The following is a 25,808-nucleotide window of genomic DNA, read 5'->3' as shown; positions in this document are numbered from 1 at the left end:
ACCGTTGTTGATATTATATCATGCAAACAACAACTTTAAACAACAAGAAAAACAGTATTCCAATGTTTTAGGATTATTCAGCAACAACAATAGCAACAATCCTTGTTTATAATAAATCGTCCAACCAACAACATTAAGCAACAATGATTGTTTTTCTAAATTTTCATTTTCAATCCTAAATTTACTCATTTACTATAGCTGAAGGACTAAAGTTTCTATGAGTCTATGAGGGATTGTCGGGTATGAAACCTAGGGCATTTCGGAGCCTAGTACCTTACCTGTACCACCTAGACAAGCTTTAAATAGAATCCGAAACCTGCTGAAACCACTGTCCGCCCTATGTTTTATACCTATTGTTGGCGTTAGTTATTTATTTTTTCTTGTACTTCCTTAAATGTCAGTCCATCTTTATTTACCCATTCCGAAAAACCATTAGAGTTTCGTCCTAAAATCATGTTTGAAGCGGCACTTGGACTATTAAAAACTGCGTCTTCAGCGAAAATTAATTTATCTTCATTTTCAATCATAATCTTTGTCTCAAGTAGTTTCCTTCTCATATTTCTGTATGTTTCCGTGCACGATTTTGAAAGTGACTTCTTTGCTTCACTGCCTTTTGCAACAATGTATCCTTGGTCAGTTTCAGTCATTGTTGCTTTGAAAGTTTTAGTCTTGATGAAATAAGTCTCGTGAATTTCTGACTTAGATTCAGGTAATTGAAAGTCTTTCGGTGTTACAGTAGAAGAGATCAAAAAATTAAAGCCCATGACAGGAAGAATGAGTTTTATTTGTTCTAAAAAGTACTCCATGTCAGAAATGTCAGCTTCGTGAAGAGTTGGTAAACTTGGAGAATTTCCATTGTCAATTTGAGCGGTCTTTGCTTCCAAAGCAATTTGTACTAATCTCGACTCTAAATATCTGATTTGTGTTTTTGTCAACAGTTCATCTTTACTGACAAAAAATATAAGTTCCTTAAAGTCTTTGCTAGGGTCGCTTAAGTGTTGTTTTAATCTTGCTTTGATGTTTTCAGCTTCTCCGATGTAAATTTTCTCGTCAAACGCTTCGTCTGTTGGGTCACCCTTTAAACAATAGATTCCTGGATTTTCAAACTCTGGTCTGTGCATGATTTTATTAACAGAAGCCCTTGGGCTGTAAATGGCTTTTCCTACCCAATTTCCAATTTCGCTAAGTCTCGGTCCATAAGCTGTACCGTCAATCATGTATACAGTAAGTTTTTTTCCCATTTAGATAAGTATTTCTTGTTGATAGGATTCTAATTTAAAATCTAGTGTCTCTCCTTTTTTTCCGCGATTCAGTGGGCTAGGTAGGAGGATGCATTTGATATCACCGTATTCTGTTTCAAAGGTTTTAAAGATTCCGTAGTCGATTTCATACTTGAGTCTTTGAACTCTTTTAGGTTTTTCCTTTTCTAGTGAGTGTAAAAACCATTTTGCTGCATTTTTATAGACGAACAAAAGCTTAGTTATCTGATTTTGTTTAGCCAAGGACAAGAGATCACTATATTTTAACGGTTGAATATCCTTGTCTTTAGTTGAATCCATGACGTCACGGTCATACTCAAGAATAATATCATAAATTCCTGTTTTCAATTTATTTAGAATTTCTTCTTTTTCTTTCGGAGTAAGGACATTTGAACCACTTGTCACTTCCTTTTTTCCTTCTGCAATGCTTTTTAGGATGTCCCATAGTCTTGTATTACTTGAATTGGAAAAATAGAAAGGTGCGTTCTCAGGTGGAAGAGTACCGACCAATATCGTTTTGGTCATTGATTTTAATAATGGAGCAAAAGGATGTTTCATGTTTTAATTATTACTAACGGTCTCGCATATCGACTCGTTGCTGAAAATTAGCAATTATTTTTCATTTATTGATTTTAACTTCCAGAAAATCCCGAAACTCCGATTTCAGTCACAAACTCCTCAATGAGCAATATGCAGTGTTAGCAAATGTTATTCTTTCATAAATTTAATTGTATTTCCATTATCAAGTTTTATAAAATATAGCCCTTTCGTAAAATCTTGGATATCTATTTGCTCTTGGTTAGTAATATCTCCTTTTTTAACTTCTTTACCCAAAATATCATAAATTCTATAATTAACTTTTGTTAATAAGCCAGAAATTTTAATAAATTCATTTGCAGGATTTGGGTACAACTTAAATTTATTATTTAGTTCAAATTGATTCGTGTTTATACTTGGGTCGGTGGAACGTTCATAAGCAAAACCACCGCCAGCACCGCCAGATTGCCAAGAGGTGAATTTAATATCTATATAAATATCGTCTGTTATTAAATGAACAACCATATCTTGGTTCACTAAACTTGGTGGATTACTTTCACTTGTATCTTCCCAATTTTGAAAAGTCAAGCTGCCTATATCGGCTGTAGTTCCAATTGCCCATTCAGTATCCGCTGGGCTTAAAAAATCTGAATAACTATCTTCAGTAACAATGTTAAAAATACCTTGATTAATTGCTCTGGTAATCCATACATTGTCAGTAATCCTGTCTTGATTATCTTCCAATGTCCAGTCAACATTATTTTCTTTAGTGAAAGTGGTCGTTGAACCTGTCCAAACTGTTTGAGCGTTAGCTCCATTCTCATTTGATATGAAAATTACTATGATAATAAATAGAGTGTGAATTGGTTTCATAGTTTTAATTTTTGAGATTATTTTCTTAATATTTGCCAACGTCTTGGGCATAACATAAGTGGCGATTTAAAATGCCCTCCCGACGCTTCGGGATTTCGGTTAAACTTTTACTTTTCTAAAATACATAAAACTCTCGTTTCAATCACAAATCTCGCCATTTTTGTTGTGTGCTGATAGCAAATCGGTTTTTTAAGGTATCAATAGTAAGACTAGTTTTTTATTTTCCTTTCTGAAACTTAAAAACATGTTTACAGCCATTTTTTCATGCACCAAAACAGCTTTAAACTCAATTACTTTTCCACATTCCTTTTTTTTAAAGTTTTTGAAGCCCGTACAGTAAATATGGTTTAGTTTTCCAAGTTTGTTTTCTACATTACTAAACATTTTTTCGATAGATTGTTTATCAATAACAAAAGATTTATCAAATTGATAAAATAATTTTTTATAATCTTTATTCTTTATTAATCCCGTTACTTCTTCAAAATATGGAATATAACTTTCCACTTCAGCAAGTTCTTTATCTGAGTAAATGAAATCAAAGCTATCTCCATTATTTAAATTTATTTTTACTTTAACACAATTATAATCTTTAACTTTAAGATTTTCATGAAGTATGTAGGCTATATTTCCTGCATGATAATTAATGCTATTCACATCATAATTTAATAGTTCGCTTTTACTCAATTCAATTTCATAGCAATTGCTTTCAACATTTTTTATTAACAAGCATTCCCCTTTATAAAAGTCTAAAAGTATTTTAGTAGCGTTTGGTTCGATTTGTTGACTATTTGATTTATTGAAAGAAAAGATTGCAATTAAAAAAACTAGTATACTTTTATTCATTAATTTATCGAATTTAGGTTGTTTTTTTAAACTGTTTGATTACGTTCTCGCATATTGACTCGTTGCTGGAAAATTAGCGATTATTTTTCCGGCAGGCAACAAGACAAAACTTTTGTATTTCACGTTTATCCTTTTTTAGACCGTAAATTTATCAAAATTGTTGGTTTAGAAAGGAAGCAGCTATTTTGTTATATGCATTTTAGCGAACGTTGTTTTCATTAGTAACTTTTGAATTGACAAATACCACAATTATCATTGTCAGAAAAAGTAAATACGAGTCGTATCGAATAATTTCTAAGGTTTTATTTATAACCTCATTGGCCGATGGGTCTTGTCCTAATATTAGGGTGAAATAGATAAAATTTAGCAGGTTACCGAATATCACATAAATCAAAAATAAAATTGTTACCGCTAACAACTTTTCAATAAAATTTAATTTAGTCTTCCTTTTATAGGACTTAATCATCAAAATGGATATAGTGCTGAATCCAACGAAATAAGCTAGTGTTATTAAGCCCATCCCAAGTGTTCCATTTTCTATGAAGGATCCCAGAATGAACAAAACTAGTTTGATGACAAGCAGGATTAGGACAAACTTGGCAAAATGTTTCCATTGTTTGTTTGTGGTCTTTTGCTTCATTGTTTAATGTTTGCTATGGTTTGTTGCGTGGTTAAGCACGTAACTTAGAAAATAAAAACCGAAAAGAAAATACGTAAGGATTTTCGTTAGTAGGCTTGCACTAGCAATTAATTTTATAGGGTTTTGTAAAACATTTTTTAATTCTTCGTTTTAAATATTTTCTCATTTTTTTTATTTAGAAATGACTTTCGTTTATTTCCTAAATTCAGGTTGTTTTCGGTTTGTACATTTTTTTTATAAACAAGAATATTTTCATCTCCATATTTTGAGCCAAATCTTCCAGCGTCAAAATCTAAATGAATTGCACCACATTCACAATTCCAATAATCGTTATGAGAAGCTAACATTTCACTTCCGCAATTAACACATTTGTAAATTATATCTTCATTTCTGCTCCAACCCATTCCTCTCCCAGATGCCTTTGGTCCGCGTCCAAGAAATTTCATTCCATTAATATTTAAATCAAATTTTGGTTGTATTAGTTTGTACATTTCAGATTTTCTTAAATGTTTTCAACGGTCTAGTGTTTCAACTCGTTGCAGGAAAATTAGCGATTATTTTTCAATTTTAGATTTTAACTTCTAGAAAATTCCAAAACTCTGATTTCAGCCGAAAATACGCAATGAGCAATATGCAGTGTTGGTAGCTTGTTTTTCAAATCTTTTTTAGTAAATAAAAATTTTCGTTTAAAATCAATTCTTCACTCTGTTTTATTTTATTTCCATATTTTTTTGAAAGACTAAAATAATCTTGATGGTCAATCAATTTATAATTTTTCTTAGATTTATAATAGTCGTCTTGAATAGTTTGATAGTCATTTTCGTTAGTTTTTGAAACTTTTTGATTAAAGAAACTTAATAAGTTTCTAAAAGCATGAGTTTCTTTTAGTGTTTCTTGAAAGGAAGCGCTACCAATATAATCTCCGCTTTTTTGAATTATATTGAAAAAGTTGAATAGATTATCCGTTTCCTCTCTATCCAAAAAAAACAGAACGCCTTCAACTAGAATAAAGCTAGGTTTGTTGGCTTTTATTGATTGGATTTTAGATAATAAATCTTCTTCATAATTTTCACTAAAATCAACGCCTATAAAATGGATGTTTCGTTTTGGAAGTAGATTTTCTTTTTGCCAATCTATTATTTTAGTTTTTTTATAGTCAACTATTTCAGGTTTGTCAATTTCTATATTGATTAACTTTTCATCTAGCAAGAAAGGATACATACTAAATCCACTTCCGAAATTTATCAATACTTCAATTTCTTCATTATTTAGTAAATCTTTTATCCTATCCAGAAAGTATCTATTTCTCAAACAATGCGTGTAAGTTTCCTCTGAAGAAACTTGTTCAAGGTATTCTTTAATCCATTGTTCGGTAGTTGGGTTTTGCCATAGTTTTGCAAAATTATCGTGACTTAAATTTTCATCGAAAGATCTAAAAGTGGAAGTAACGAATGCTGTTTCATGTATTTTTATGTTTTTTTCTTTTTCCATTTTATTTTTTAAACTTGCTACCAGCTACTTAATTATCACCAAATATATATTATTTATATTTCTTAGTCGTATTTAAACGTTTGTAAACGAATTAATAGGTGATTGGTTCTCTTTATATACTTATTGAAGTTTGTTTTTTTCCTGACATACTTTTGTTTTAAATACAAACAACGAAACCAACAACAATCAACAATAACAACAATAGCAATGATCCATGTTTAAAATAAATCATCTAACCAACGAAATCTCCAACGATGCCAACAACATGGAAAACAGTATTGCAATGTTTTAGTATTATTCAGCAACAACGAGAGCAACAACAAAACAACACCCTTGCAACTTGTGCAACAACGAACCAACAACGTCAACAACAAGCCAAGTTTTTATAAATCTACATCAAGTTAATCTCCAAAACCCATAAAGTTTAGAATTTCACTCTCTAAATATTAAATTTTGTTAACTTTAAATATTCTAAAAAATAGTTAACCCTATATGCTTTTTTGTTCCTAAATTCTATGACAAACTACCAATCCGAAGCAGATACTAGAGCAAATTTTATAGATCCTAAGTTGTCAGAAAGTCAATGGGATCCAGTTCACATCGTAAGAGAATATTATTTTACAGATGGTAGAAAACTTTTGGGAGACAAACGCGGAAAGCGTTTGTTTTTAGATTACCTATTAAAATATAACAATACCAACCTAGCTATAGTTGAAGCTAAAAAATTAAGTGATCATCCAACAAAGGGCCTTCAACAAGCTTTGGACTATGCAGAAAAATTGAGAATTAATTTTGTATATGCCACTAACGGTAAACAGATTTACGAGTTTGATAGAAGAACAGGGAAAGGAGATTATATTAAGGACTTCCCTACTCCACAAGATCTATATCATCGACTTTTTGGTTCTAGAAACAAATTAAAAGAGCAATTACATAACATTCCGTTTTTACTTACAGGAAATTTCAAACCTCGTTATTATCAGGAAATCGCTGTTAATAAAACAATGGAAAGTATCGCTGATGGGAACAAACGCATACTACTAACTTTAGCAACAGGTACTGGAAAAACATTTATTTCATTTCAAATAGTTCATAAGCTGTTGCAAGCGAAATGGAATATTGAAGGTGAGAACAGAAGACCTCGCATTCTATTTCTGGCAGATAGAAATGTATTGGCAGATCAAGCGATCAATACCTTCAATCCTTACGAAAATGACGTCATCAAAATAGATGGTGAAGAAGTCCGTAAACGAAATGGCGTGGTGCCGACCAATGCCTTTATCTTTTTTGCCATTTATCAGGCTATTGCAGAACGTGAAGATATTGGAGGTTATTATCAGGAATACCCTAAAGACTTTTTTGATTTGGTGGTCATAGACGAATGCCACAGGGGTAGCGCTAATGAAGAAGGCTCCTGGAGAGCTATTTTGGATCATTTTAGCTCTGCGGTTCACTTAGGTTTAACTGCAACTCCAAAACGGGATGATAATGTTGATACTTATAAATATTTTGGACAACCTATTTATGAGTATTCTTTAAAAGAAGGTATCCAGGATGGATTCTTAACGCCTTACAAAGTAAAGCGTGTGACTACAAATATCGACGAATACATTCACACTAACGACAGTAAGGTTATACAAGGTGAAGTAACCAAAGATCGATATGAGATAAACGATTTCAACAAAAGCATTACTGTAAAGCAGCGAACGGAACTTGTCGCCAAAACCATTTTAGCACAAATAGGCAAAATGGATAAAACGATTGTATTTTGTAGCAATCAGGATCATGCTTTAGATTTAAGGGATTATATTAATCAGTATAAAACCGTTTCAGACATTAATTACTGTGTACGTGTAACTAGCGATGAAGGGAAACACGGAAGAGAATTACTGGAAGCTTTTCAGGATAATGATAAAGATATTCCAGTAATTTTAACCTCTTCAAAAATGTTGACCACTGGAGTTGATGCCAGAAATGTGCGCAATATTGTTCTTACATCACCAATTGGATCCATGGTGGAGTTCAAACAAATTATTGGTCGGGGTACTCGCGTGTTTGATGGTAAGGACTTTTTTACTATTGTAGATTTTGTGGGGGCTACCAATTTATTTTATGATGCAGAATGGGATGGAGAACCAGAAGACCCAAAAGGTCAGGGAGGTGAAGACCCAATTCCAAGACCACCCAAAAAACCTAAAGTAAAAGAGCCTGGAGAACCTTATGAGCGTAAAGAAAAACTGATTATTGAACTCTCCAATGGAAGGCAAATTAAAGTAACTGATATTGATACACGCTATATTGATGAAAACGGAAAACCCTTAACTGTACGTGAGTTTTTAGAAAAACTGATAGGAGAATTACCTACTATCTATAAAGATGAAGATCAGTTAAGGGAAATATGGTCTAATCCTGATACACGGAGTGAATTATTAGAAAAACTCGGCGAATTGGGTTTTGACAACGAACAACTTAATGACTTACGAAACATGATCGCAACACCAGAATGCGATATTTTTGATGTCCTGTCACACATTTCGTTTTCTTCAGATCTGATGACCCGTAAACAAAGAGTGAAATTTGTAAAAGATGATGTTCAGTTCTTTGATGTTTATGAAAATCTAAAAGCAAAAGATTTTTTAGAGTTCATTCTAAAGCATTATGAAGAACATGGTATTGAAGAATTACAGCGAGATAAATTAGGAGACTTGGTAAAATTAAAATTGGGGACTCCAAAAGATGCTAAAACCGCTTTTGGTGATATGAAAACGTTATTGGGAGCTTACTATAAATTACAGGAAAACATATATAGAGCTGGATAAATGAACGTTACAGTATCACCACATAAAATTATACCGGAAGAATACAATCTAGATTTATCTAATAGTAAAGTTAAATTGCTCATTGGTGGTAATGGTTCTGGTAAATCTTCAATTTTAGAAAGTATTTTCAAAACACCTCAAGATGTTCCAAAAAGGATTGTATGCTATTCTTCTGGTCAAAATGAATCGTTTTCTAAAATCTATAAAAAATTTCAAAAAGAAAATAAAGTTTATACTTTAGAACCAGACGAAGACAATACTAATGATGAAATAATAGACAGTAAATTTAAAAACACATATTTTAATTACACTTATAGCAGACTATTAATTTTTTTTGCTATTTCACTGAAAAGTGAAAGTAATATTCGAAGCTATTTAAATCACCTAAACCTAAGTTCCTTAAAATTAAAAATCGACTTTAGACTACCTAAGAACTATGTAGATAGAATCAATGGTATTATTGAAAGGGAAGCTTTAAGACCTGAACTAAGGACTATTAGGAATACTTTTTTTCACAGATATCTACAAATATTTATTGATAGATTTATAAGAAAAGATTATGATTTTGAAAATTCAATAGAAAAACAAGTAGTTGAGTTATCTTCAGATGATATTCCGATAGATTATACAAATGTTACAAGATTATTTGCTTTTTTAAGTTGGGCTGAGTCAAATCAATTCATTGATATCAGTAGTGCTGAAATCGTAATTGATGGTTACGAACTTGACTCATATTCTGATGGAGAATTTCAATTAATGTCAATTTACAGTATAATTGACTTGTTTGATGAGGAAGAAACACTGTTTCTATTTGATGAAATTGATTCACATATTCATTATGATAATATCAAACTAATCTGGGAAATGATTGAGCATATTAAAGGAAAGCTCGTTACAACCACACATTCAGCAGATTCTATTATTTTAAATAAAATATCAAATATAAGATTAGTTCAAAAGGGTCAGTTTCAGGAAGAAATTCTAGCTGATCGAATTTTAAAAAGATTAGAATCATTATCAGCAGGTGGAAATTATAAATTAAAAGTTGCTGGTAAAGTTCCATTTATAGCATTAGTAGAAGATTATTTTGACTGGTTTATTTTTTTTGAATTATGTAAACGTAAAATAACTGATTTTGATAGCATAATTATTAATAAAATTCAATACATAAAGTGCAGCTCAGGGTTTGATAATACATCAGAAAGATTTGGAAATTCAAAATTAGACTGGATTGAGTCATTTAAACAACAAAATAAAAGTCCTAGAACTAAAGCAATTTTTCTTATTTGCGATAGAGATAACCTTCCTATTCAGGATGTGAAAAATTCTGGTTTAGTAAGAAACTCTATCAATTCTGGAAGAAAAAATACAATTAACCTTCCTGGAAATGGAAATAGAGCTGCATATTTAATGAGCTGGAAACGTAGGGAGATAGAAAATTATTTACTGAGTTACACTATGTTAAATAACCATGGTAAATTAGAAGAAATAAATAATAACATTGCTTCAGTTGATCATTTAGCTAAAGGAAATCCTGGAGATAATAATGGAGTTAGAAATTTAGATACAAAATCAATGTTACAGCCTCTATATTTAAAAGATGGTATAAAAAAAGCTATTAGCTATGACGAAAGTGGCGTAGATTATAATAAATTAAAGGATTTGATTGCTGAAATTCCAGTGAATGAAATTTCAGAAGATATAATTAATATTTACAATTTTATTAAAGGAAAATTATAAATGAGTATACAAAACAATATAGATCGCATTACAGATATCCTTCGTAGAGACGACGGTATTTCGGGCGCGATGCACTACACCGAACAAATCTCATGGATTTTATTTCTCAAGTTTTTAAATGATTATGAGGACAACAAAGCAGACGAAGCTTTCTTGGAAGGCACTGAATATAAACACGTCTTGCGGAAGGATTTAAGATGGGAGCATTGGGCTTGTCCTAAGGATGAGAAAGGACAATTGGATGTAAAACGCGCCATGACAGGTGATGATTTGATAGATTTTGTCAATAAAACACTCTTCCCCTATTTACAAGCTTTTAAAAGCACGACAAATGATCCCAAATCTTTAACCTATAAAATAGGAGCCATTTTTGAATATCTGGACAACCGCATAGCCAGTGGGCATACCCTTCGTGAGATACTTGATATTATAGACCGTTTAGATTTTCAAAGCAGTGATGAGTTGTTTGAGCTTTCGCAAGTCTATGAAAACTTGCTTAAAAGCATGGGAAGCGATGGTGGTAATTCTGGAGAGTTTTACACCCCAAGAGCTATTATCAAAGCGATGGTAGAAACGACTCGTATTAAAGTTGGAGACACCATCTATGACGGAGCCATTGGTTCTGGAGGCTTTTTAGTAGAAGCCTTTGACTATTTAGTTCAAGACGGTAAAAAGGAAAAACTTTCTGCCAAAGAATGGGAGTTTCTCCAAAGTGAAACCTTTTTTGGCATGGAAAAAACCAGTTTAGGTTATGTCATGGGGATGATGAATATGATTTTGCATGGTATAGAAAGCCCAAATGTTTTTAGAGGGAATACGCTCACCCAAAACATACGTGACTATCAAGAAAAAGATCGACATGATGTGATTCTGGCCAATCCTCCATTTGGAGGAAAAGAGAAGAAACAAATCCAACAAAACTTTCCTGTAGAAAGCAACGCTACCGAAATCTTGTTTTTACAGCATTTTATGAAAATGCTAAAGCTAGAAGGCCGTGCAGCTATTGTAGTACCAGAAGGGGTACTGTTTCAAACCAATAATGCGTTTACCAAAGTCAAGCAAACTTTATTAGAAAATTACAATGTCCATACGATTGTGAGTTTACCAGCTGGTGTGTTCTTACCTTATAGTGGTGTAAAAACAAACATCTTATATTTTGACAGAAAAGGAGCGACAAGCGATATTTGGTACTATGACGTCACGCCACCCTACAAGCTCACCAAAAACAAACCTATTACTTACGAGCATATCGCTGAGTTTATTCACTTATTTCATCATCCAGAAAAACGCAATAAAACAAACACAAAAATCCCTGCCACTTCGAGCGGAGTCGAGAAGCCTTGCAACGACTGGACAGTTAATATAAAAGACATTAAAGATTACGACCTAAGCGCCAAAAACCCACACAAAGTCATTGAAGTCAAACACCAAAGCCCAAAAGAATTATTGACTGTTATCAAGCAAAACGATAACAAAATAAATTCATTAATGAACCAAATTGAAAGTTTAATTTATGAGTAAGTGGAAGGAAGTTAAACTTGGTGAAATAGCTTTTACTAAAAGTGGAGGAACACCAAAAAGAGGATTCAAAGCTTATTGGGATAATGGTTCTATTCCTTGGTTAAAATCAGGTGAATTGAATGATAATAAATCTATAACTGAAAATTCAGAATTTATAACAGAGGAAGCTATTCAAAATTCATCGGCTAAATTGTTTCCAAAAGGTTCATTGCTTTTGGCTATGTATGGTGCAACAGCTGGCAAACTTGGAATTTTAGGGAAAGAAGCAGCCACAAATCAAGCTGTTTGTTCAATACAAAATAAAAAAGGCTTATTTATTGAAGAATTCATATTCAATTATCTGTTATTAATTAGAGAAGATATAATTAGAGATTCCTTTGGTGGAGCGCAGCCAAATATCAGTAAATCATATATTGATAATATTAAAATCCCTCTTCCACCCTTAGAAGAACAACAACGTATTGTTGCTAAATTAGATGGCTTATTTGAAAAAATAGATAAAGCCATCAGCTTGTTAGAAGAAAATATTGAGCATACCCATGCGTTGATGGGGTCTGTGTTGGATGAGGAGTTTGGGAGGTTAGAGAAATTCAATAAACCCTTAATGAGCTTTTGTAAAAATCCTAAAAAGGATATGGTTGGCGGCCCTTTTGGCTCTAACCTTAAAGCTTCAGAGTATGTTCATCAAGGTTATCCAATCATTAGACTACAAAATGTTGATAGATTTAATTTCAAAGAGAAAAATATCAAATTTGTAACAGAAGAAAAAGCAGAGTTTCTGTCAAGTCACTCCTACGTTTCAGGGGATATCGTAATGACTAAACTTGGAGATCCTCTAGGTAAATGTTGTTTAGTTGAGGATGTTTTAGGAATTAATAGAGGTGTAATTTCTTCAGATATTATTAGAATTAGAATAGATGAAAGCAAACATTACAAACCTTATGTAGTTGCAGGAATTAATTCAGAATATTTTATAAAACAGTTGAAAAGCAAAACACAAGGTTCGACAAGACCAAGAGTCACGCTTAAAGAAGTAAGAGCAATGCAATTACCCATGTTGAAAAGAAAAGATCAATTAATTGCTGCTGAACGAATTGACGGAATATTGAGAATTCAATTAGATATCTTAGAAGCTCAAACACAAAAAGTAGATCATTTAAAATCTTTAAAAAGCAGCTTGTTAGATCAGGCGTTTAAGGGGGAGTTATGATGATAATAAGTGATAAAGCTTAATGTAATATTGAGTAAGAGTTATTATGAATTTGGAGTGTATATAAGGTATGTTATATAAATAATTTAATATTTGAATTTTGAATAATTGGATCGAAAAAAACAAAAAATATATCATTCAATATTTATTGATTATTGCTATTATATTTGTGTTCAAAAGCACCTTACAAAGCCTTTTATTTAAACTCGCTAAATTATTTGATTTTGAATCTACTGAATTTAAGATAGGCTACATTATTTTGATTCTTATTGGACTTTTGGGTTATATGTTTTTAATAGATAAAAAATATATAATTTCTAGAAAAGGTCATTTATTAGCAATCGTTCTATTCACAACTTATATTATTTTTCGAAATTTTGAGAATGGAGTTATTTATCTTCCAGAATCTACTCACTTAAAGTATATTGATATTTCTGTTTTATTTTTTCTTATTCATATTATCCAATGGAAAATCACAAAACAAAATAGTTCAATTAAAAAGGCAGATAAAAAAGATTTTTTCATCAACGATGCTGTGTATGTAGATGGAGAAATTGACAATGAATTAATTGTACAACAACTTATTACTAGCATTACAAACTACAAACCTGTAAACTCATTCAGCATAGGTATTAATGCAGAATGGGGATTTGGTAAATCAACCTTTTTAAATAGATTTTACACAGAGTATTCAAAATCTAATTCAGAAACAATTATGTTCTGGTTCCATATTTGGAAGAACAAAGGTGATAAAGCCGTTATCGATAACTTTTTTAAGGAACTTTCAACAAACCTGAAACCTTATTCTGGCGAAATTGAAGATAATATTGAAAAGTATTCTGAAGCTATTCTCAATGTTAGTCCAGGTGAATTAAAAAAAATTATATCAGCTGGAAAAGATATTTTCAGAGAAGAACTTAGTCTGGAAGAATATTATCAAATTATTCAAAAGGCTATACAAAAGATTGACCGCCAAATCATAATTATACTTGATGATTTAGATCGTTTAGAGGCTAAAGAGATACTTGATACCTATAAAATCATTAGAACACTATCTGATTTTGAAAATGTAATATTTTTGGCAGGCTACGACAGAAATTACCTAGAAAAAACACTTGGAAAAAATAAAGAGAAATACATTAACAAGATTTTTCAAGTAGAAATCAATCTTTTACCATTTGATGAAGGTCAAATAAATGAAATGCTTTTGAACAATATCAAAGATGTATTTCCATATGATGCCATCCAGGAAGGCACAAAAGATAAGACTAAAGAAAATAAAAAGCTATATAATACTTTCAATAGCATATTTAAAGAGAAAATTCCATGGAAGTTTTTGGATAATACTGATTTAAGTGATGTGTTTCAAAATAAAAATCAATTTGTATGTAGCGAACTTAAATTAGATTACAAGCATTTTATCAGAACACATAGAGACTTAAAAAGGTTTCTAAATGAATTTAAATTCAATAAAAATTTGATCAATACAGATGATATTTATCTTCCAGATTATGTACTTTTTAGATTATTGACTTATCGCTATAGAAATTTATACAGTATAGTTTTTGAAAATATATCAGATATTTTTGATAATAAAGATTATGATTTTATAAACAATAAAATGCAAGATAGTTGGAACGATAATGATGGCACCCATTATATTTATGACGAAAATTCTAAAGAAAGACTATTTAAGAAATTGAGATCTCATGAATATAGCAATGATGATATTCAAATCATTAATGCAACGCTATGTATATTATTTGGATTAAAGAATAAGGAGTTTTATAAAAAAAATGAACATACTATTTCCAAATCGTATTACACTAATTTTTACCTTAGAAATGGCATACCTAATGAAGCTTATACTCGTTCAAAATTTAAAAAATATTGGGATGAAGGAAACATAGAAGATCTAATAAATAGAATGGAAGGTCTATCCCAAAATACAAAGTTGCAAGCTTTTAATGAATTGAAAATATTTTTGTTTGACACTTCTAGCTCTATTAGTAATAAAAATGATTTTTACAAACTAATAAAATCTCTGAATAATTTTAAAAATTCCATACATAGTAACGATTTTAAAGAACTTGAAAAAATAATTAAAAAGCTCTCTGATAAAATTACAGATCTTTCTTACGAAGATTTAAAAAACTCTCTTATTGAATCCAATGTAAGTATTGGTCCTATAGATTTATTGATTGAAGATATAGCTGTCAACCATGAAAGAGGGCAAAGAAAAGGACTTTATGATAATCAAAACATTAACGAGTATAATTTATTTCCTTTCACAATTGAAAATACAAAGGAAATATTGTTAGAAAAACTGGAAAGTGTTTTACAACAGAATGTAGGATATAATATTCACTTTAATTATTATACATTACAAATAGATTTTATTGCAGTAGATCATAAGATCATTTTAGTATATGAAGCTGATAAAGTTTTCAAAGCACATCTAAACAAGTTCTTTCTACATTTTGTATGGGGTGATTATCTCGATTTTAAAGGTGACCCAGAAGGATTTCCTAAAGAACATCAAACCTATAAACCTAATGATTTTCTTTGTCAGGTATTTTGCAATAAGGAGGATTGGGATAAACTAAAGGCAAATAAAACGAATGTAGCTTTTTATAAAAATTTTAGAACCAATGGCTTTAATAATTACAATTCGTTTTTGCAAACACAAAAAGTAAAAAATATAATTGTTGGAGAAGACCATATATCGAAATTGGAAAAAATAAAAAAAATGATGGATGCCTTTATTGCAAATGATTGTCAACCATTGAATAGAACACAGTTTGAAGATGTATAAAAACCAGCTCAAAATAAGCAAGAGAACAAAACAGAGGAAAGAAAAGATACCAAAGGCAAAAATTTCTAAGGTAAAGAATCTTCTCAAATCTAATTTTTCAATAGCCAGTTATCAAAGACCTTATAAATGGACAGTTAAAAATGTAAATGATCTTATTGATGACATAATTACCTTTCAAGAAAAGAGCGCGTATCGTATAGGTACGATTATTATTTACAGAGATAAAGAAAATAAACTTAAAGAGATTGTAGACGGACAGCAACGCTATTTAACTTTATTGCTTATATACAAAGCTTTAAAAGAAAATGTACTGTCTAATCCTTTGCTAAATTTCGATGTACCTTCTTTAGATAATTTAAAATTTGACAATGCAATCAGCATTCTTAATCTAAAAGCTAATTATGCTCATATACAATCTAGAGTTACTGATTTTGATGACAGCTTAATTCGCTTTTTTCTAGAGAAATGTGAATTTGTTCAAGTTAAAATAACCGATTTAGGGGAAGCTTTTCAATTTTTTGATTCTCAAAATTCCAGAGGTAAAGCATTGTTTCCTCATAATCTCCTTAAAGCTTTTCATCTACGGGAAATGAGCCACCTAGAGGGGTCTGAGAAAATTAAAATTATTGAACATTGGGATACAACAGATCCCCATTTTCTTAAAGATGCTTTTGCTAATTATTTCTTTAAAATCAGAAATTGGTCAACAGGTAAAAGTGCCTCCTATTTTTCAAAAGACGAAATAGCCGTTTTTAAAGGAGTAAATCTTTCTAAGGAGAACTTACACCCTTATGCCCATCTTACTGCCTTTAGCGCGAAATATGTAGATTTAAAAAAACAAACATCAAACGACCTCAACGATAGCCAAAAACATTTCCCACACCAGCTTGATGCATTCACCATAAATGGTGAATGGTTTTTTGATTTTGTAAAACACAAATCAAAAATGGTTCAGGCAATTAAAGATTTTATAAACACTTATTTTAATCTCGATGATCAGGATTCTAAAGTATTTAAAATTATTAATACATTAAAAAATTATTCAAAAGAATATAGAACCGGAGATAAATATTGTCGTAATCTTTTTGAAGTGACGCTACTCTATTACATCGATAAGTTTGGAGAAGAGCAACTGGAAAAAGTAATGCCTTTAATTTTCTTTTGGGCTTACAGACCTCGTATAAAACTTACAGCCGTAAGATTAGAATCTGTTGACAATCACGCAACACATCCTAATAGTCTAATTCGTTTAATAAGGGAAAGTTTGAACGTCTCTCAAATACTTATCTATAGGGTTAAACCTCTTACTAAAAAAGGAGGGAATTCTGAAGAGCTCGCTGAACTATATACTGAATATCAACACCTCAAAACTAATGTCTAAAAATCCACCTCTATTAAATATTTCTGAAATTTTTGAAGATGCAAACTACAGCATACCTATTTATCAACGGGAATATGCCTGGACAATTACCGAAGTTACGCAGTTGCTGTCAGATCTATGTAGTCAGGTAAAAGCTAATCAAAACGACAACTACTATTTAGGAACTTTAATTATCAATAAAGGAATTAAAGATAAAGAAGAAGTCATAGATGGACAGCAACGATTAACCACGATATATATACTCCTATCTTACCTCTCTCATAGTAAAGAATCTTCTTATACTGTTAATTTTGAATTTGACACATTGCTATTTAATTCCAGACCTCATTCAATTAGCGCGCTACAAGCTATTTATTACAAAAAACTTGATGAAGTACTTGAACCGGCAATAAAAGCAGCCTATAGAATCATTAGAGATAACCTAAGTCAATATTTAGAAGAGTTTGGTATCACAATTGAAGAATTTACAAACTACCTTTTAAACAAAACACTTCTTCTCAAAGTTACCGTTCCCCCAGATACTGATCTTAATCATTATTTTGAGATTATGAATGTACGTGGAGAACAACTTGAAAAGCACGAAGTTCTCAAGTCACGATTGATGGGATTTCTAAAAAAATACCCTGATGATCGGAAACTATTTAATACCGTATGGGAAGCTGCAAGTGATATGAACCGCTACATACAATTGTTCTTCACAAGAGACACCGCAAATGAGGATAAAAATACCCGAAAGCGAATTTTCGGGAAGGATGGCAATACTATACCAGAAAATTATGAAAAATTACAAGAGGCATTTTTTAGTACTAAAGATGAAATAGAACAAACAAAGTCAAAAACAAAACCAACTCTAAATAAAATTTTAGAATCAGGAACACTGGTTACAGTACTTGAACAGAACGATAAAAAAGATCAGGAGCAACTTACAGCTGTAATTAACTTTCCTAATTTTTTACTTCACGTTTTAAAAATTCAGGAGAACAACAAAGATATAGCCTTAGACGACAAACAATTACTCAGACAATTTGAGAAAGTCTACAATATTAAGAGCGATCAATCTAAGTTTGCTAAAGATTTTTGCTATAATCTTTTAAAGGCTAAGTTCCTATTTGATAAATATATCATTCGGAATTTAGATTTAGGTAAGGAAACTCAATGGGTTTTAAGAAAGCAAATTCATCAGTTTGAAAAAGGGAAATCACATTATTTAAAAGACACCTTTGAATTAGATGACAATTCACAAGACAAAACAGATCACAAACGTGTGATTATGTTGGAGTCTATGTTTCATGTTTCCTTTCCTACGAGAATTTATAAGCACTGGTTTAATGCTACTTTGTATTACCTGTTTAATAATTCTAAAAATGGAGTAATTGAAGCAGATGAGCTGATAGGTTATTTAGAGAAATTAAACGATTCCTTTTTCTTTGATCGAAATCAATCAGTTGACATAGAATATGAGGAAATTATCTACGACAATAAAGGCGTAGCCAAAAACAGCACTGTAAGTGATGAAATTTGGTCAGCAGGCACTAGCACTAAGAACTTTACATTCAACAGGTTAGACTATTTAATATGGTATTACTCTTCACAAGATATAGAAACATATAATAACCTTATTTCGATTGATAAAGCTAAAAAATTCCAGTTTGGCTTTAGAAGTTCAGTTGAGCATTTCTTTCCACAACAGCCCAGAAATGGAGAAAAACCTACATTTAAAAATATTGATCGATTCGGAAACCTCTGTTTAATAAGTCAGCAAAAAAATTCCCGCTTTAGCAATGACCTACCTAAAGCAAAAAAAGCAAATTACCACAGACCTGATGATAAGCCTGAGAGCCTTAAAATGGAGTTGATGTGGGAGAAGGCTGATGATTGGAATGAAGAAAATCTCAAAGCTCACGAAGATTTAATGATTAAAATACTAAACAGAAAATATGAGCGATAGTATTAAAAACATTTTTTCATGTAATGAAATAGAAGGTGCATTGGATAAATTACTTAACCAAAAGAGATACAAGGTTGAAAACATTTATAACGGTTCTAATACCAATATTGCCAAAGATTTAAAACAAGAGGGAATTTATGCATTTTGGTGGAATGATCATAATGGTTTCCTTAAAAAGCATTTACTAAACCCAGACACCGCCTATTATTTAAAAGGTCCGCATGACAACTCTGGGAAGGCAGATCATTTCTTAAAAGTTATTTTCACAGAAGAATGGATAAAAAATGCTAGTCACGATAATCATATCTGCCTATATGTAGGAAAAAGCACAAATATAAAATCAAGAATGAATGGTCATATAAAATATAATATAGATCCGGAAATTGATAATCAGAATAGTAATACAATCTGGAAAGATAGCAAGAGTAAGAGCAAACCAAATAACGATCTTAGTCATCTATGGACAGAATGCAAAGACAAAAATAGATTGACTAAATGCCGATATGGCTTTGGTAAAAAACCAAACACTGTAAGTCAGTTACGAATTGGGTTAGAACGACTTTTTAATAGAGATGCCTTAGCGTTAATTAAAGAAAATGTATCTGTTTCTTTTTTGCCCTACCCCGGAAAAGAAAATGCTGTTAACCGTTTCTTTATAGAAGATAAATTAATATCGTGTCTCTATCCTATTTTGAATATTGATGTAGAGCGTTAAATTAGCCAAAGATTATTAAATAAATTTTAGATGAATTATAATCACAATAAAGATTCGTTCAATAAAGGACAAGCTTTTGAAAATTACGTAGAAAATGTATTATTTCCGGCTTCAGACTATCAACTTATTCATAAAACTAATGATTATACACAAAATAACGACCGTTTTGTTCTAAATTCAAAAAAACCAGACTTTCAATTTAGATGTCTTTTGACTGGTAAAGAGTTTCATGTTGAAGCAAAGTATAGATCACGCGCATACAAAAATCACTATGATATACTTAGTCCTCAACAAGAAGAGTGTTTCCCTGAAATTCAGGATCATTCTAAACCCATTTTTATTGCTCTTGGCTATGGTGGTTATGCTAATTCTCCTGAATATGTTAGCTTAATACCGTTTTCTGAAAATTCCGTAAGGCTAATTACAGCAGAAAAAGCTTATCAATATATTGTTCCTAAACAAACTGTTTCAAGTTCTTTAATCGATGGTTTTTTTGCACCAAATGATGTCCAAGATCAAAACATTGAAAATGAAGAAGTCAAAGAAGAAATATCAAATGAGAAAAAATTTAATAATCAAAAAGGAACACCAACCAAGAAGAAAAAAAAGAAATTTGCACTTTTTTTGTTATCAATTCTGCTTATTGTATTTGTTATTATTAATATAAATTCAAGTAATGTAGAGGATAATTTAAAAAATAAAGTAGAAACCTATTACCAATTGAGCGATGCAAATAATATAGAACAATTAATTCATCACATTTCTCCAAATGTTTCTTATTGGTACGGTCTTAAAAATCCCACCATAAAACAAATTATTAAAAGTATAAATTCTTATAGAGATAACATTCCATTTACGAAGTCTATAATTCAATGGGATAGCTTTGATGTAAATGAATTATCTGACGGAACTTATCATGTTACCTATTCTTTAAAATATATGTTGAGAAAAGAAAAACCTAATAGCCGTTTAATAACATATAATCTTAAAATATTAACTGTATGGAATCAAAACATGAAGTTGATTAGTATTAAGGAGTTATAATTTAATTAGTTATGAAGATAGATAATCTTATTTTTACAAAGCTAAAGCAAATATATGATTCTCATTTTGGTGAAAATGGTAAATACAAAGAGATAAGACATATAGATACTCCAGAAAAAAGTTTAAACCGTGTAGGCGGAGACGATGATCATTATAGTTTTCATATAAGTGATAAATGTTCAAAATATTCTGAGAAGGTTGAAGAAATTGTTGGAGACCTAAACAATAAGTTGAGTACTTGTTTCTCATTTGAAGAAGAAATCAAACTATTTCAAGATATATATAAAGATTGTTCTTACAATATAATGAAAAACACTCTTTATAACCCTAAAAAAGAGTTGCAAGACCAGATAAATTTTAACCATAATGATTTATTAAAATTACTTATTAACTTATTTGTAAATGCAGATATGCAAAGATCGAGATCTTATTATAATGATAAAGAAATTAATAATGTTAAGCCATCTGAAGTTTGTAATCTCACTATAATATTCTGGAATTTTGAATGGTATCACAAAACTAATACAGAGGTTTTTGAAGATTATTTATTTAATTTCATTAGACTTAAGATTGTCTTTGATTTACTAGAAGAAAAAACTGATACTACATACTTACTCTATTTCAATAATCACTTTGGATATAAAGTTTTAAAACTTTTTAGTAAAGTATATGATAAGAATGTGGGGCCTTCAGTTTTATTATCTTTGAGAAAACTATTTGAAAAAGAGTATTATAAAAAAGAACCTTTAGGGCGTAAAACTAGCAAAGAGAAAGATTACTTAAAAGTTGTAAACCCAGTTTTTGATAAACAAATTAAATCATTAAGATCTATCGATGAATCAAAAGATAAAAGTGTAAAGCAAATTTTTAAAAAATGCATAAAACATTGTAATACAAGAATATAAGTCTAGCTGATACAGTAAAGTTACAGTAAACATACAGTTCGTTTTCTATTGAATTTTTAAAATTGGGGGATTTTAAGACATAATTTTGACATAATTAATAATAAAAATATTTAATTATGGAATCAAAAAAAATTCAGTTCATTGAGCTGACGCCAGAAGAGTTCAAAAATGAAATTCTTCAAGAAATCAAAGCAGAATTATTGCACTTCGCCAGAGAAATCAAGCCCAAACCACAAACAATTTGGTTGAGTCGTGATGAAGTAGCTCAAAAGCTTAATATCAGCAAGCAAACCCTTCACAACTGGAATAAGTCTGGTAAACTTCAAGCCTACAAAAAAGGCGGGTTGGTAAGATACAAGTTAACTGAAGTAGAATCTTTTAACAGCTAAAAAGATGGACTTAAGTAAAAGCAAAAGTGTCTTACCACAGAATTCTGAAATTAACCTAGATAATTTAATTTCAGAAGAAAAGAAGCTGACTTCAAAAGTGAAAACAAACGATGAGATTTTTGCCCATATAATCAAAAATTTTACAGAAATCAATTTTCCAAAAGAAGTAGGTGTAGACAGTGAGAAAAAAGTTAGAAAAAAAGACGAACTCGTTGTTATCGTTGATCATTTAATAAGTAAAGCGAAGAAGCTAAACCTCAATCTCGGTTCGCTTGATGAAATTTTCTATGTCTATAACAAATCTTTTTGGAGTCAGGTTGACAAAGCTGAACTACAAGATTTTCTTGCCAAAATTGCAAAACAATCAGGTCTCAATAAAACCGATGCCAATTACTACAGATTTAAAAACAATTTGGTTGAACAATTTGAGTCTAGTTCTCGATTGAAGAAAAAAGCCAAAAGCAAAACCTTAATAAATCTAAGCAACGGGACTTTGGAAATTGATTCTAAAAATTTCAGACTTAGAGATTATAGCCCAGATGATTTCCTTACCTATAGACTGAACTTCGATTTTGATCAAAATACAAATGCTCCTCAGTTTCAAAAATTCCTAGATGAAGTATTACCAGATCAATCACTTCAAAATATCCTTTCAGAATATATAGGAAGCGTATTTATACCTAATTCAGAATTAAAGCTAGAAAAAGCATTGTTCTTGTATGGGACAGGAGCCAATGGAAAAAGTGTTGTCTTTGAAGTTATTCAAGCCCTATTTGGTGAAAGTAACCTGACAAGTCTATCCTTAAATAAGCTTACGACTTGCCCTAATTCTAGATTGCAAATTCAGAATAAACTTTTAAACTATTCAAGTGAAGTCGGAGAGGTCGGCGATCTAGATATGTTTAAAAAGTTGACATCCCGAGAACCTGTCGATGTCAAGTCTTTATTTAAAAACATAACGCATATGTACAATTATGCTAGATTAATGTTTAATTGTAATGATTTTCCGAAGCGCAACGAATTTACTGCGGGTTACTTTAGACGGTTTTTATTTATCCCATTCGAAAACACAATTCCTGAACATAAACAAGATAAAAGTTTGGCTACTAAAATTATAGATACAGAGCTATCAGGAGTATTCAACTGGATTCTTGCTGGCATGAAAAGACTATATAAAAATGGAAATTTTTCAGACAGTAAAAAATCAGATGAGTTTTCTAAGAAATTCCGATTGGAAAGTGATTCAGTGATGATGTTTAAAGAGGAATACGAACTTATACCATCTGAATATGAAGTCAAACTCATGGAACTTTACCTGAAATATAAAGAATTCTGCTATGCCAATGGATTTAGACCTTGTGCTAGAAACACATTTGCAACACGCTTAGTTGCCATAGGTTTTGAGAAAAAAAGGAAGAATATAGGCAATGTATTCTATTTAAGTTTAAAAAATTAAAGTTTAATTTCCATCTACACTAGCTACACTTATTTAGGTCGACCGTGTAGATCGTGTAGGTCAAAAACAAACTTTTAAAAATGAAAACTTATCGATTTATATTAGAACCTTATAAAGGTAGGAAAACAAGATATGTTTGTCCAAGTTGTGAAAAACAACAACAATTTACTAGGTATCTTGACTCGATAAGCAACGAATATGTTGACAATTCTGTAGGAATTTGCAACAGAAAAAACACTTGTGGCTATCATTATACACCAAAGGAATACTACAAAAACCTGAATCAAAATACACCAAGTTTACAAAAACAACAACAGCAACAACGACAACAGCAACAAAGCAAACAACAACGGCAACAACGACAACAGCAACGACAAAGCGATAAAATATCTTATCTACCAATACGTGTTGTTAAACAATATCAACTTAAAAAAACAAAAAACGACTTTATCGGTTATTATGCTAAATTGTTTTCTGAAGAAATAATGAATAACCTAATTGACCTCTATAAATTAGGTACATACAACTATTCTTATTTTAAAGATGCAGTGGTATTTTGGCAAATAGATTTAGAAAATAGAGTAAGAACAGGAAAAATATTTCACTACTGTTCTAAAACAGGAAAACGTAAGCAACAAAATTGGTATCACTCCCTTCATTTCAAAAATAACTTCCAACTCAAACAAGTACCTTTTGGTCTTCACTTGATAAAGGATAATCAATCAAAAAAAATAGCCATTGTTGAAAGTGAAAAAACAGCAATCCTAATGACAATTTTTATACCGAAATTTATTTGGCTTGCAATAGGCAGTTGTCAAAATCTAAGTTTCGCAATGTTATCGGAAATTGAAGCTAGGGAAATAATACTATTTCCAGATGCAGGAAAATATGAACTGTGGAAAAGCAAAATACCGAAACTTCCCAAAAGTAATTTTTATGAAATCTCAGATTTATTACACTTGAAATCTTCAGATCAGGAGAAAAGAGCTGACTATGACATTGCGGATTACTGCATTAAAGAATACATCGATTTCAAAGAATCAGAATGAAACTTAAGATTTATTTCTTTTGACTATCTAATCAAATTTTAGCGGAGGGCACGCCTCAAGGCACGCCTCTAAATAAAAAACCCCTGATTTACAGGGGTTTAAGTGTCTATTTTGTGACCACGGCAGGATTCAAACCTGCAACCTTCTGAGCCGTAATCAGATGCGCTATTCAGTTGCGCCACGTGGCCATTTTAGGAGTGCAAATATATTTCTTTTTAGTATATTAACCAACTGAATTCTAAAAATAATTTCTAATGTTAGATTTGAAAAAGTATATCAGAAACATTCCAGATTTTCCTAAAAAAGGCATTAATTATAAAGACATCACTCCACTTCTGATGAACTCCAAAGCCAGTGAATATACATTGGATACTCTTGCTGAACCTTTGAAAAACAAAAGCATAGACAAAGTTATAGGCATAGAGTCTCGCGGCTTTTTGTTCGGAATGCTTCTAGCTCAGAAGCTTGACGTCGGTTTTGTCATGATCAGAAAACCTGGAAAATTACCAGCTAAAACAGCTTCTCAAACTTATGAATTAGAATATGGCAGCGATACCATCGAAATACACCAAGATGCTATAAAACCAGGTGAAAATGTTATTATTCATGATGATTTACTAGCTACAGGCGGAACAGCTAAAGCAGCCTATCAACTTGTTGAACACCTCGGAGGAAAAATTGTTGAAATTAATTTCATCATTGCTTTAAATTTTCTAGAAGGTAAAAAGCAACTCAACAAGTATCCTGTCAGAAGTTTATTAGAATATTGAATAGTTGGCTTTTTTCAAAATGAAACTAACTTTTGGTGCTCTTTAAATGAAAGCAGAAAAGTAACCATTCCTAAGTATTGTAAGAGTGATAATGTAAATTTATTTTTGGAAAGTGATTTAATTAGAAGCTATACCAAAATATCATCTATCGTAAAATCATCCTTTAATCAACCTAACAAGCCTGATCATTTATATTGGTCAGGCTTTTCTTATTTAAAGTTATTTGTTAAGTCTTTTGGTCACCATATTGCCTCTATACAAGGACATTAGCAATTATTTTCTTCCAAAAATTCAAATCTGAAAGTTGCATTTATTTAATGAATTCAAGAACTAATTACCTTTTCAAAGTAAAATTCGCTTTATATTCTCTAGGGCTTCCATCTTCAGGATTGGTGTATTCCAC

Annotated in this window: 21 protein-coding genes and 1 tRNA gene; 15 read left to right on the top strand and 7 right to left on the bottom strand. The window is 31.0% G+C overall.

Features of this window, described 5'->3' with window-relative positions; genetic code table 11:
* Positions 1–362 precede the first annotated feature (362 nt).
* The 6 genes from EIG86_RS07140 to EIG86_RS07115 all read right to left on the bottom strand — a co-directional run bounded on the left by EIG86_RS07140 (position 363) and on the right by EIG86_RS07115 (position 5,643).
* Complete coding sequence (locus tag EIG86_RS07140; RefSeq protein WP_127845483.1) at positions 363–1,241, bottom strand: GIY-YIG nuclease family protein; 879 nt, start codon at positions 1,239–1,241, stop codon at positions 363–365.
* A complete protein-coding gene (locus EIG86_RS07135; RefSeq protein WP_127845482.1) occupies positions 1,242–1,784 on the bottom strand; it encodes a hypothetical protein in 543 nt (180 codons plus the stop codon).
* Between the two features lie 183 nt (positions 1,785–1,967).
* A complete protein-coding gene (locus EIG86_RS07130; protein WP_157983118.1) occupies positions 1,968–2,669 on the bottom strand; it encodes a T9SS type A sorting domain-containing protein in 702 nt (233 codons plus the stop codon).
* A gap of 189 nt (positions 2,670–2,858) precedes the next feature.
* On the bottom strand, positions 2,859–3,512 hold the full coding sequence (locus EIG86_RS07125; protein WP_127845480.1) for a hypothetical protein: 654 nt from the start codon (positions 3,510–3,512) through the stop codon (positions 2,859–2,861).
* 777 nt (positions 3,513–4,289) lie between these two features.
* Entirely contained in the window at positions 4,290–4,598 is a 309-nt protein-coding gene (locus EIG86_RS07120; protein ID WP_127845479.1) for a hypothetical protein, read from the bottom strand.
* A 208-nt stretch (positions 4,599–4,806) separates the two neighbouring features.
* Positions 4,807–5,643, bottom strand: a complete 837-nt coding sequence (locus EIG86_RS07115) for a class I SAM-dependent methyltransferase (protein WP_127845478.1) — start codon at positions 5,641–5,643, stop codon at positions 4,807–4,809.
* 254 nt (positions 5,644–5,897) lie between these two features.
* Here EIG86_RS07115 and EIG86_RS14315 point away from each other — a divergent pair, with 254 nt between their 5' ends.
* The 14 genes from EIG86_RS14315 to EIG86_RS07050 all read left to right on the top strand — a co-directional run bounded on the left by EIG86_RS14315 (position 5,898) and on the right by EIG86_RS07050 (position 24,635).
* On the top strand, positions 5,898–6,032 hold the full coding sequence (locus tag EIG86_RS14315) for a hypothetical protein (protein ID WP_262707802.1): 135 nt from the start codon (positions 5,898–5,900) through the stop codon (positions 6,030–6,032).
* Between the two features lie 126 nt (positions 6,033–6,158).
* Entirely contained in the window at positions 6,159–8,462 is a 2,304-nt protein-coding gene (hsdR, locus tag EIG86_RS07110) for an EcoAI/FtnUII family type I restriction enzme subunit R (protein WP_127845477.1), read from the top strand.
* Positions 8,463–10,202 (top strand): AAA family ATPase, encoded by a 1,740-nt coding sequence (locus EIG86_RS07105; RefSeq protein ID WP_127845476.1) that lies wholly within the window; start codon positions 8,463–8,465, stop codon positions 10,200–10,202. It begins immediately after the preceding gene.
* Positions 10,203–11,723 (top strand): class I SAM-dependent DNA methyltransferase, encoded by a 1,521-nt coding sequence (locus tag EIG86_RS07100; RefSeq protein ID WP_127845475.1) that lies wholly within the window; start codon positions 10,203–10,205, stop codon positions 11,721–11,723.
* A complete protein-coding gene (locus EIG86_RS07095; protein WP_127845474.1) occupies positions 11,716–12,933 on the top strand; it encodes a restriction endonuclease subunit S in 1,218 nt (405 codons plus the stop codon). Before EIG86_RS07100 ends, EIG86_RS07095 begins: the two co-directional genes overlap by 8 nt.
* A gap of 148 nt (positions 12,934–13,081) precedes the next feature.
* Positions 13,082–15,748, top strand: a complete 2,667-nt coding sequence (locus EIG86_RS07090) for a KAP family P-loop NTPase fold protein (protein ID WP_127845473.1) — start codon at positions 13,082–13,084, stop codon at positions 15,746–15,748.
* Positions 15,741–17,129, top strand: a complete 1,389-nt coding sequence (locus EIG86_RS07085; protein WP_127845472.1) for a DUF262 domain-containing protein — start codon at positions 15,741–15,743, stop codon at positions 17,127–17,129. The genes EIG86_RS07090 and EIG86_RS07085 overlap by 8 nt, the downstream gene beginning before the upstream one ends.
* Positions 17,122–19,077, top strand: coding sequence for a GmrSD restriction endonuclease domain-containing protein (locus tag EIG86_RS07080; RefSeq protein ID WP_127845471.1), 1,956 nt, complete (start codon positions 17,122–17,124; stop codon positions 19,075–19,077). Before EIG86_RS07085 ends, EIG86_RS07080 begins: the two co-directional genes overlap by 8 nt.
* The gene (locus EIG86_RS07075; protein WP_127845470.1) at positions 19,067–19,792 is read left to right on the top strand and encodes a hypothetical protein; all 726 of its coding nucleotides are present in this window, start codon (positions 19,067–19,069) and stop codon (positions 19,790–19,792) included. Before EIG86_RS07080 ends, EIG86_RS07075 begins: the two co-directional genes overlap by 11 nt.
* Positions 19,793–19,822: 30 nt before the next feature.
* Positions 19,823–20,836: a C15 family peptidase gene (locus EIG86_RS07070; protein WP_127845469.1), complete on the top strand. Its 1,014-nt coding sequence runs from the start codon at positions 19,823–19,825 to the stop codon at positions 20,834–20,836.
* 11 nt (positions 20,837–20,847) lie between these two features.
* Positions 20,848–21,741 (top strand): hypothetical protein, encoded by an 894-nt coding sequence (locus EIG86_RS07065; RefSeq protein WP_127845468.1) that lies wholly within the window; start codon positions 20,848–20,850, stop codon positions 21,739–21,741.
* A 116-nt stretch (positions 21,742–21,857) separates the two neighbouring features.
* Positions 21,858–22,130 (top strand): helix-turn-helix domain-containing protein, encoded by a 273-nt coding sequence (locus EIG86_RS07060; protein ID WP_127845467.1) that lies wholly within the window; start codon positions 21,858–21,860, stop codon positions 22,128–22,130.
* A 4-nt stretch (positions 22,131–22,134) separates the two neighbouring features.
* On the top strand, positions 22,135–23,586 hold the full coding sequence (locus tag EIG86_RS07055; protein ID WP_127845466.1) for a DNA primase family protein: 1,452 nt from the start codon (positions 22,135–22,137) through the stop codon (positions 23,584–23,586).
* 80 nt (positions 23,587–23,666) lie between these two features.
* Complete coding sequence (locus tag EIG86_RS07050; protein WP_127845465.1) at positions 23,667–24,635, top strand: DUF6371 domain-containing protein; 969 nt, start codon at positions 23,667–23,669, stop codon at positions 24,633–24,635.
* A 114-nt stretch (positions 24,636–24,749) separates the two neighbouring features.
* Here the strand turns inward: EIG86_RS07050 and EIG86_RS07045 are convergent.
* Positions 24,750–24,823, bottom strand: a tRNA-Arg gene (locus EIG86_RS07045).
* A gap of 66 nt (positions 24,824–24,889) precedes the next feature.
* On the opposite strand from EIG86_RS07045, the gene EIG86_RS07040 reads away from it, so the two are divergent.
* Positions 24,890–25,405, top strand: a complete 516-nt coding sequence (locus tag EIG86_RS07040) for an adenine phosphoribosyltransferase (protein ID WP_127845464.1) — start codon at positions 24,890–24,892, stop codon at positions 25,403–25,405.
* The last annotated feature ends 403 nt before the right edge of the window (positions 25,406–25,808 follow it).

Origin of the sequence: Psychroflexus aestuariivivens (assembly GCF_004010055.1) — a bacterium.
In the GTDB taxonomy this organism is placed as follows: domain Bacteria; phylum Bacteroidota; class Bacteroidia; order Flavobacteriales; family Flavobacteriaceae; genus Psychroflexus; species Psychroflexus aestuariivivens.
This window is presented reverse-complemented; position numbering and strand designations above follow the sequence as displayed.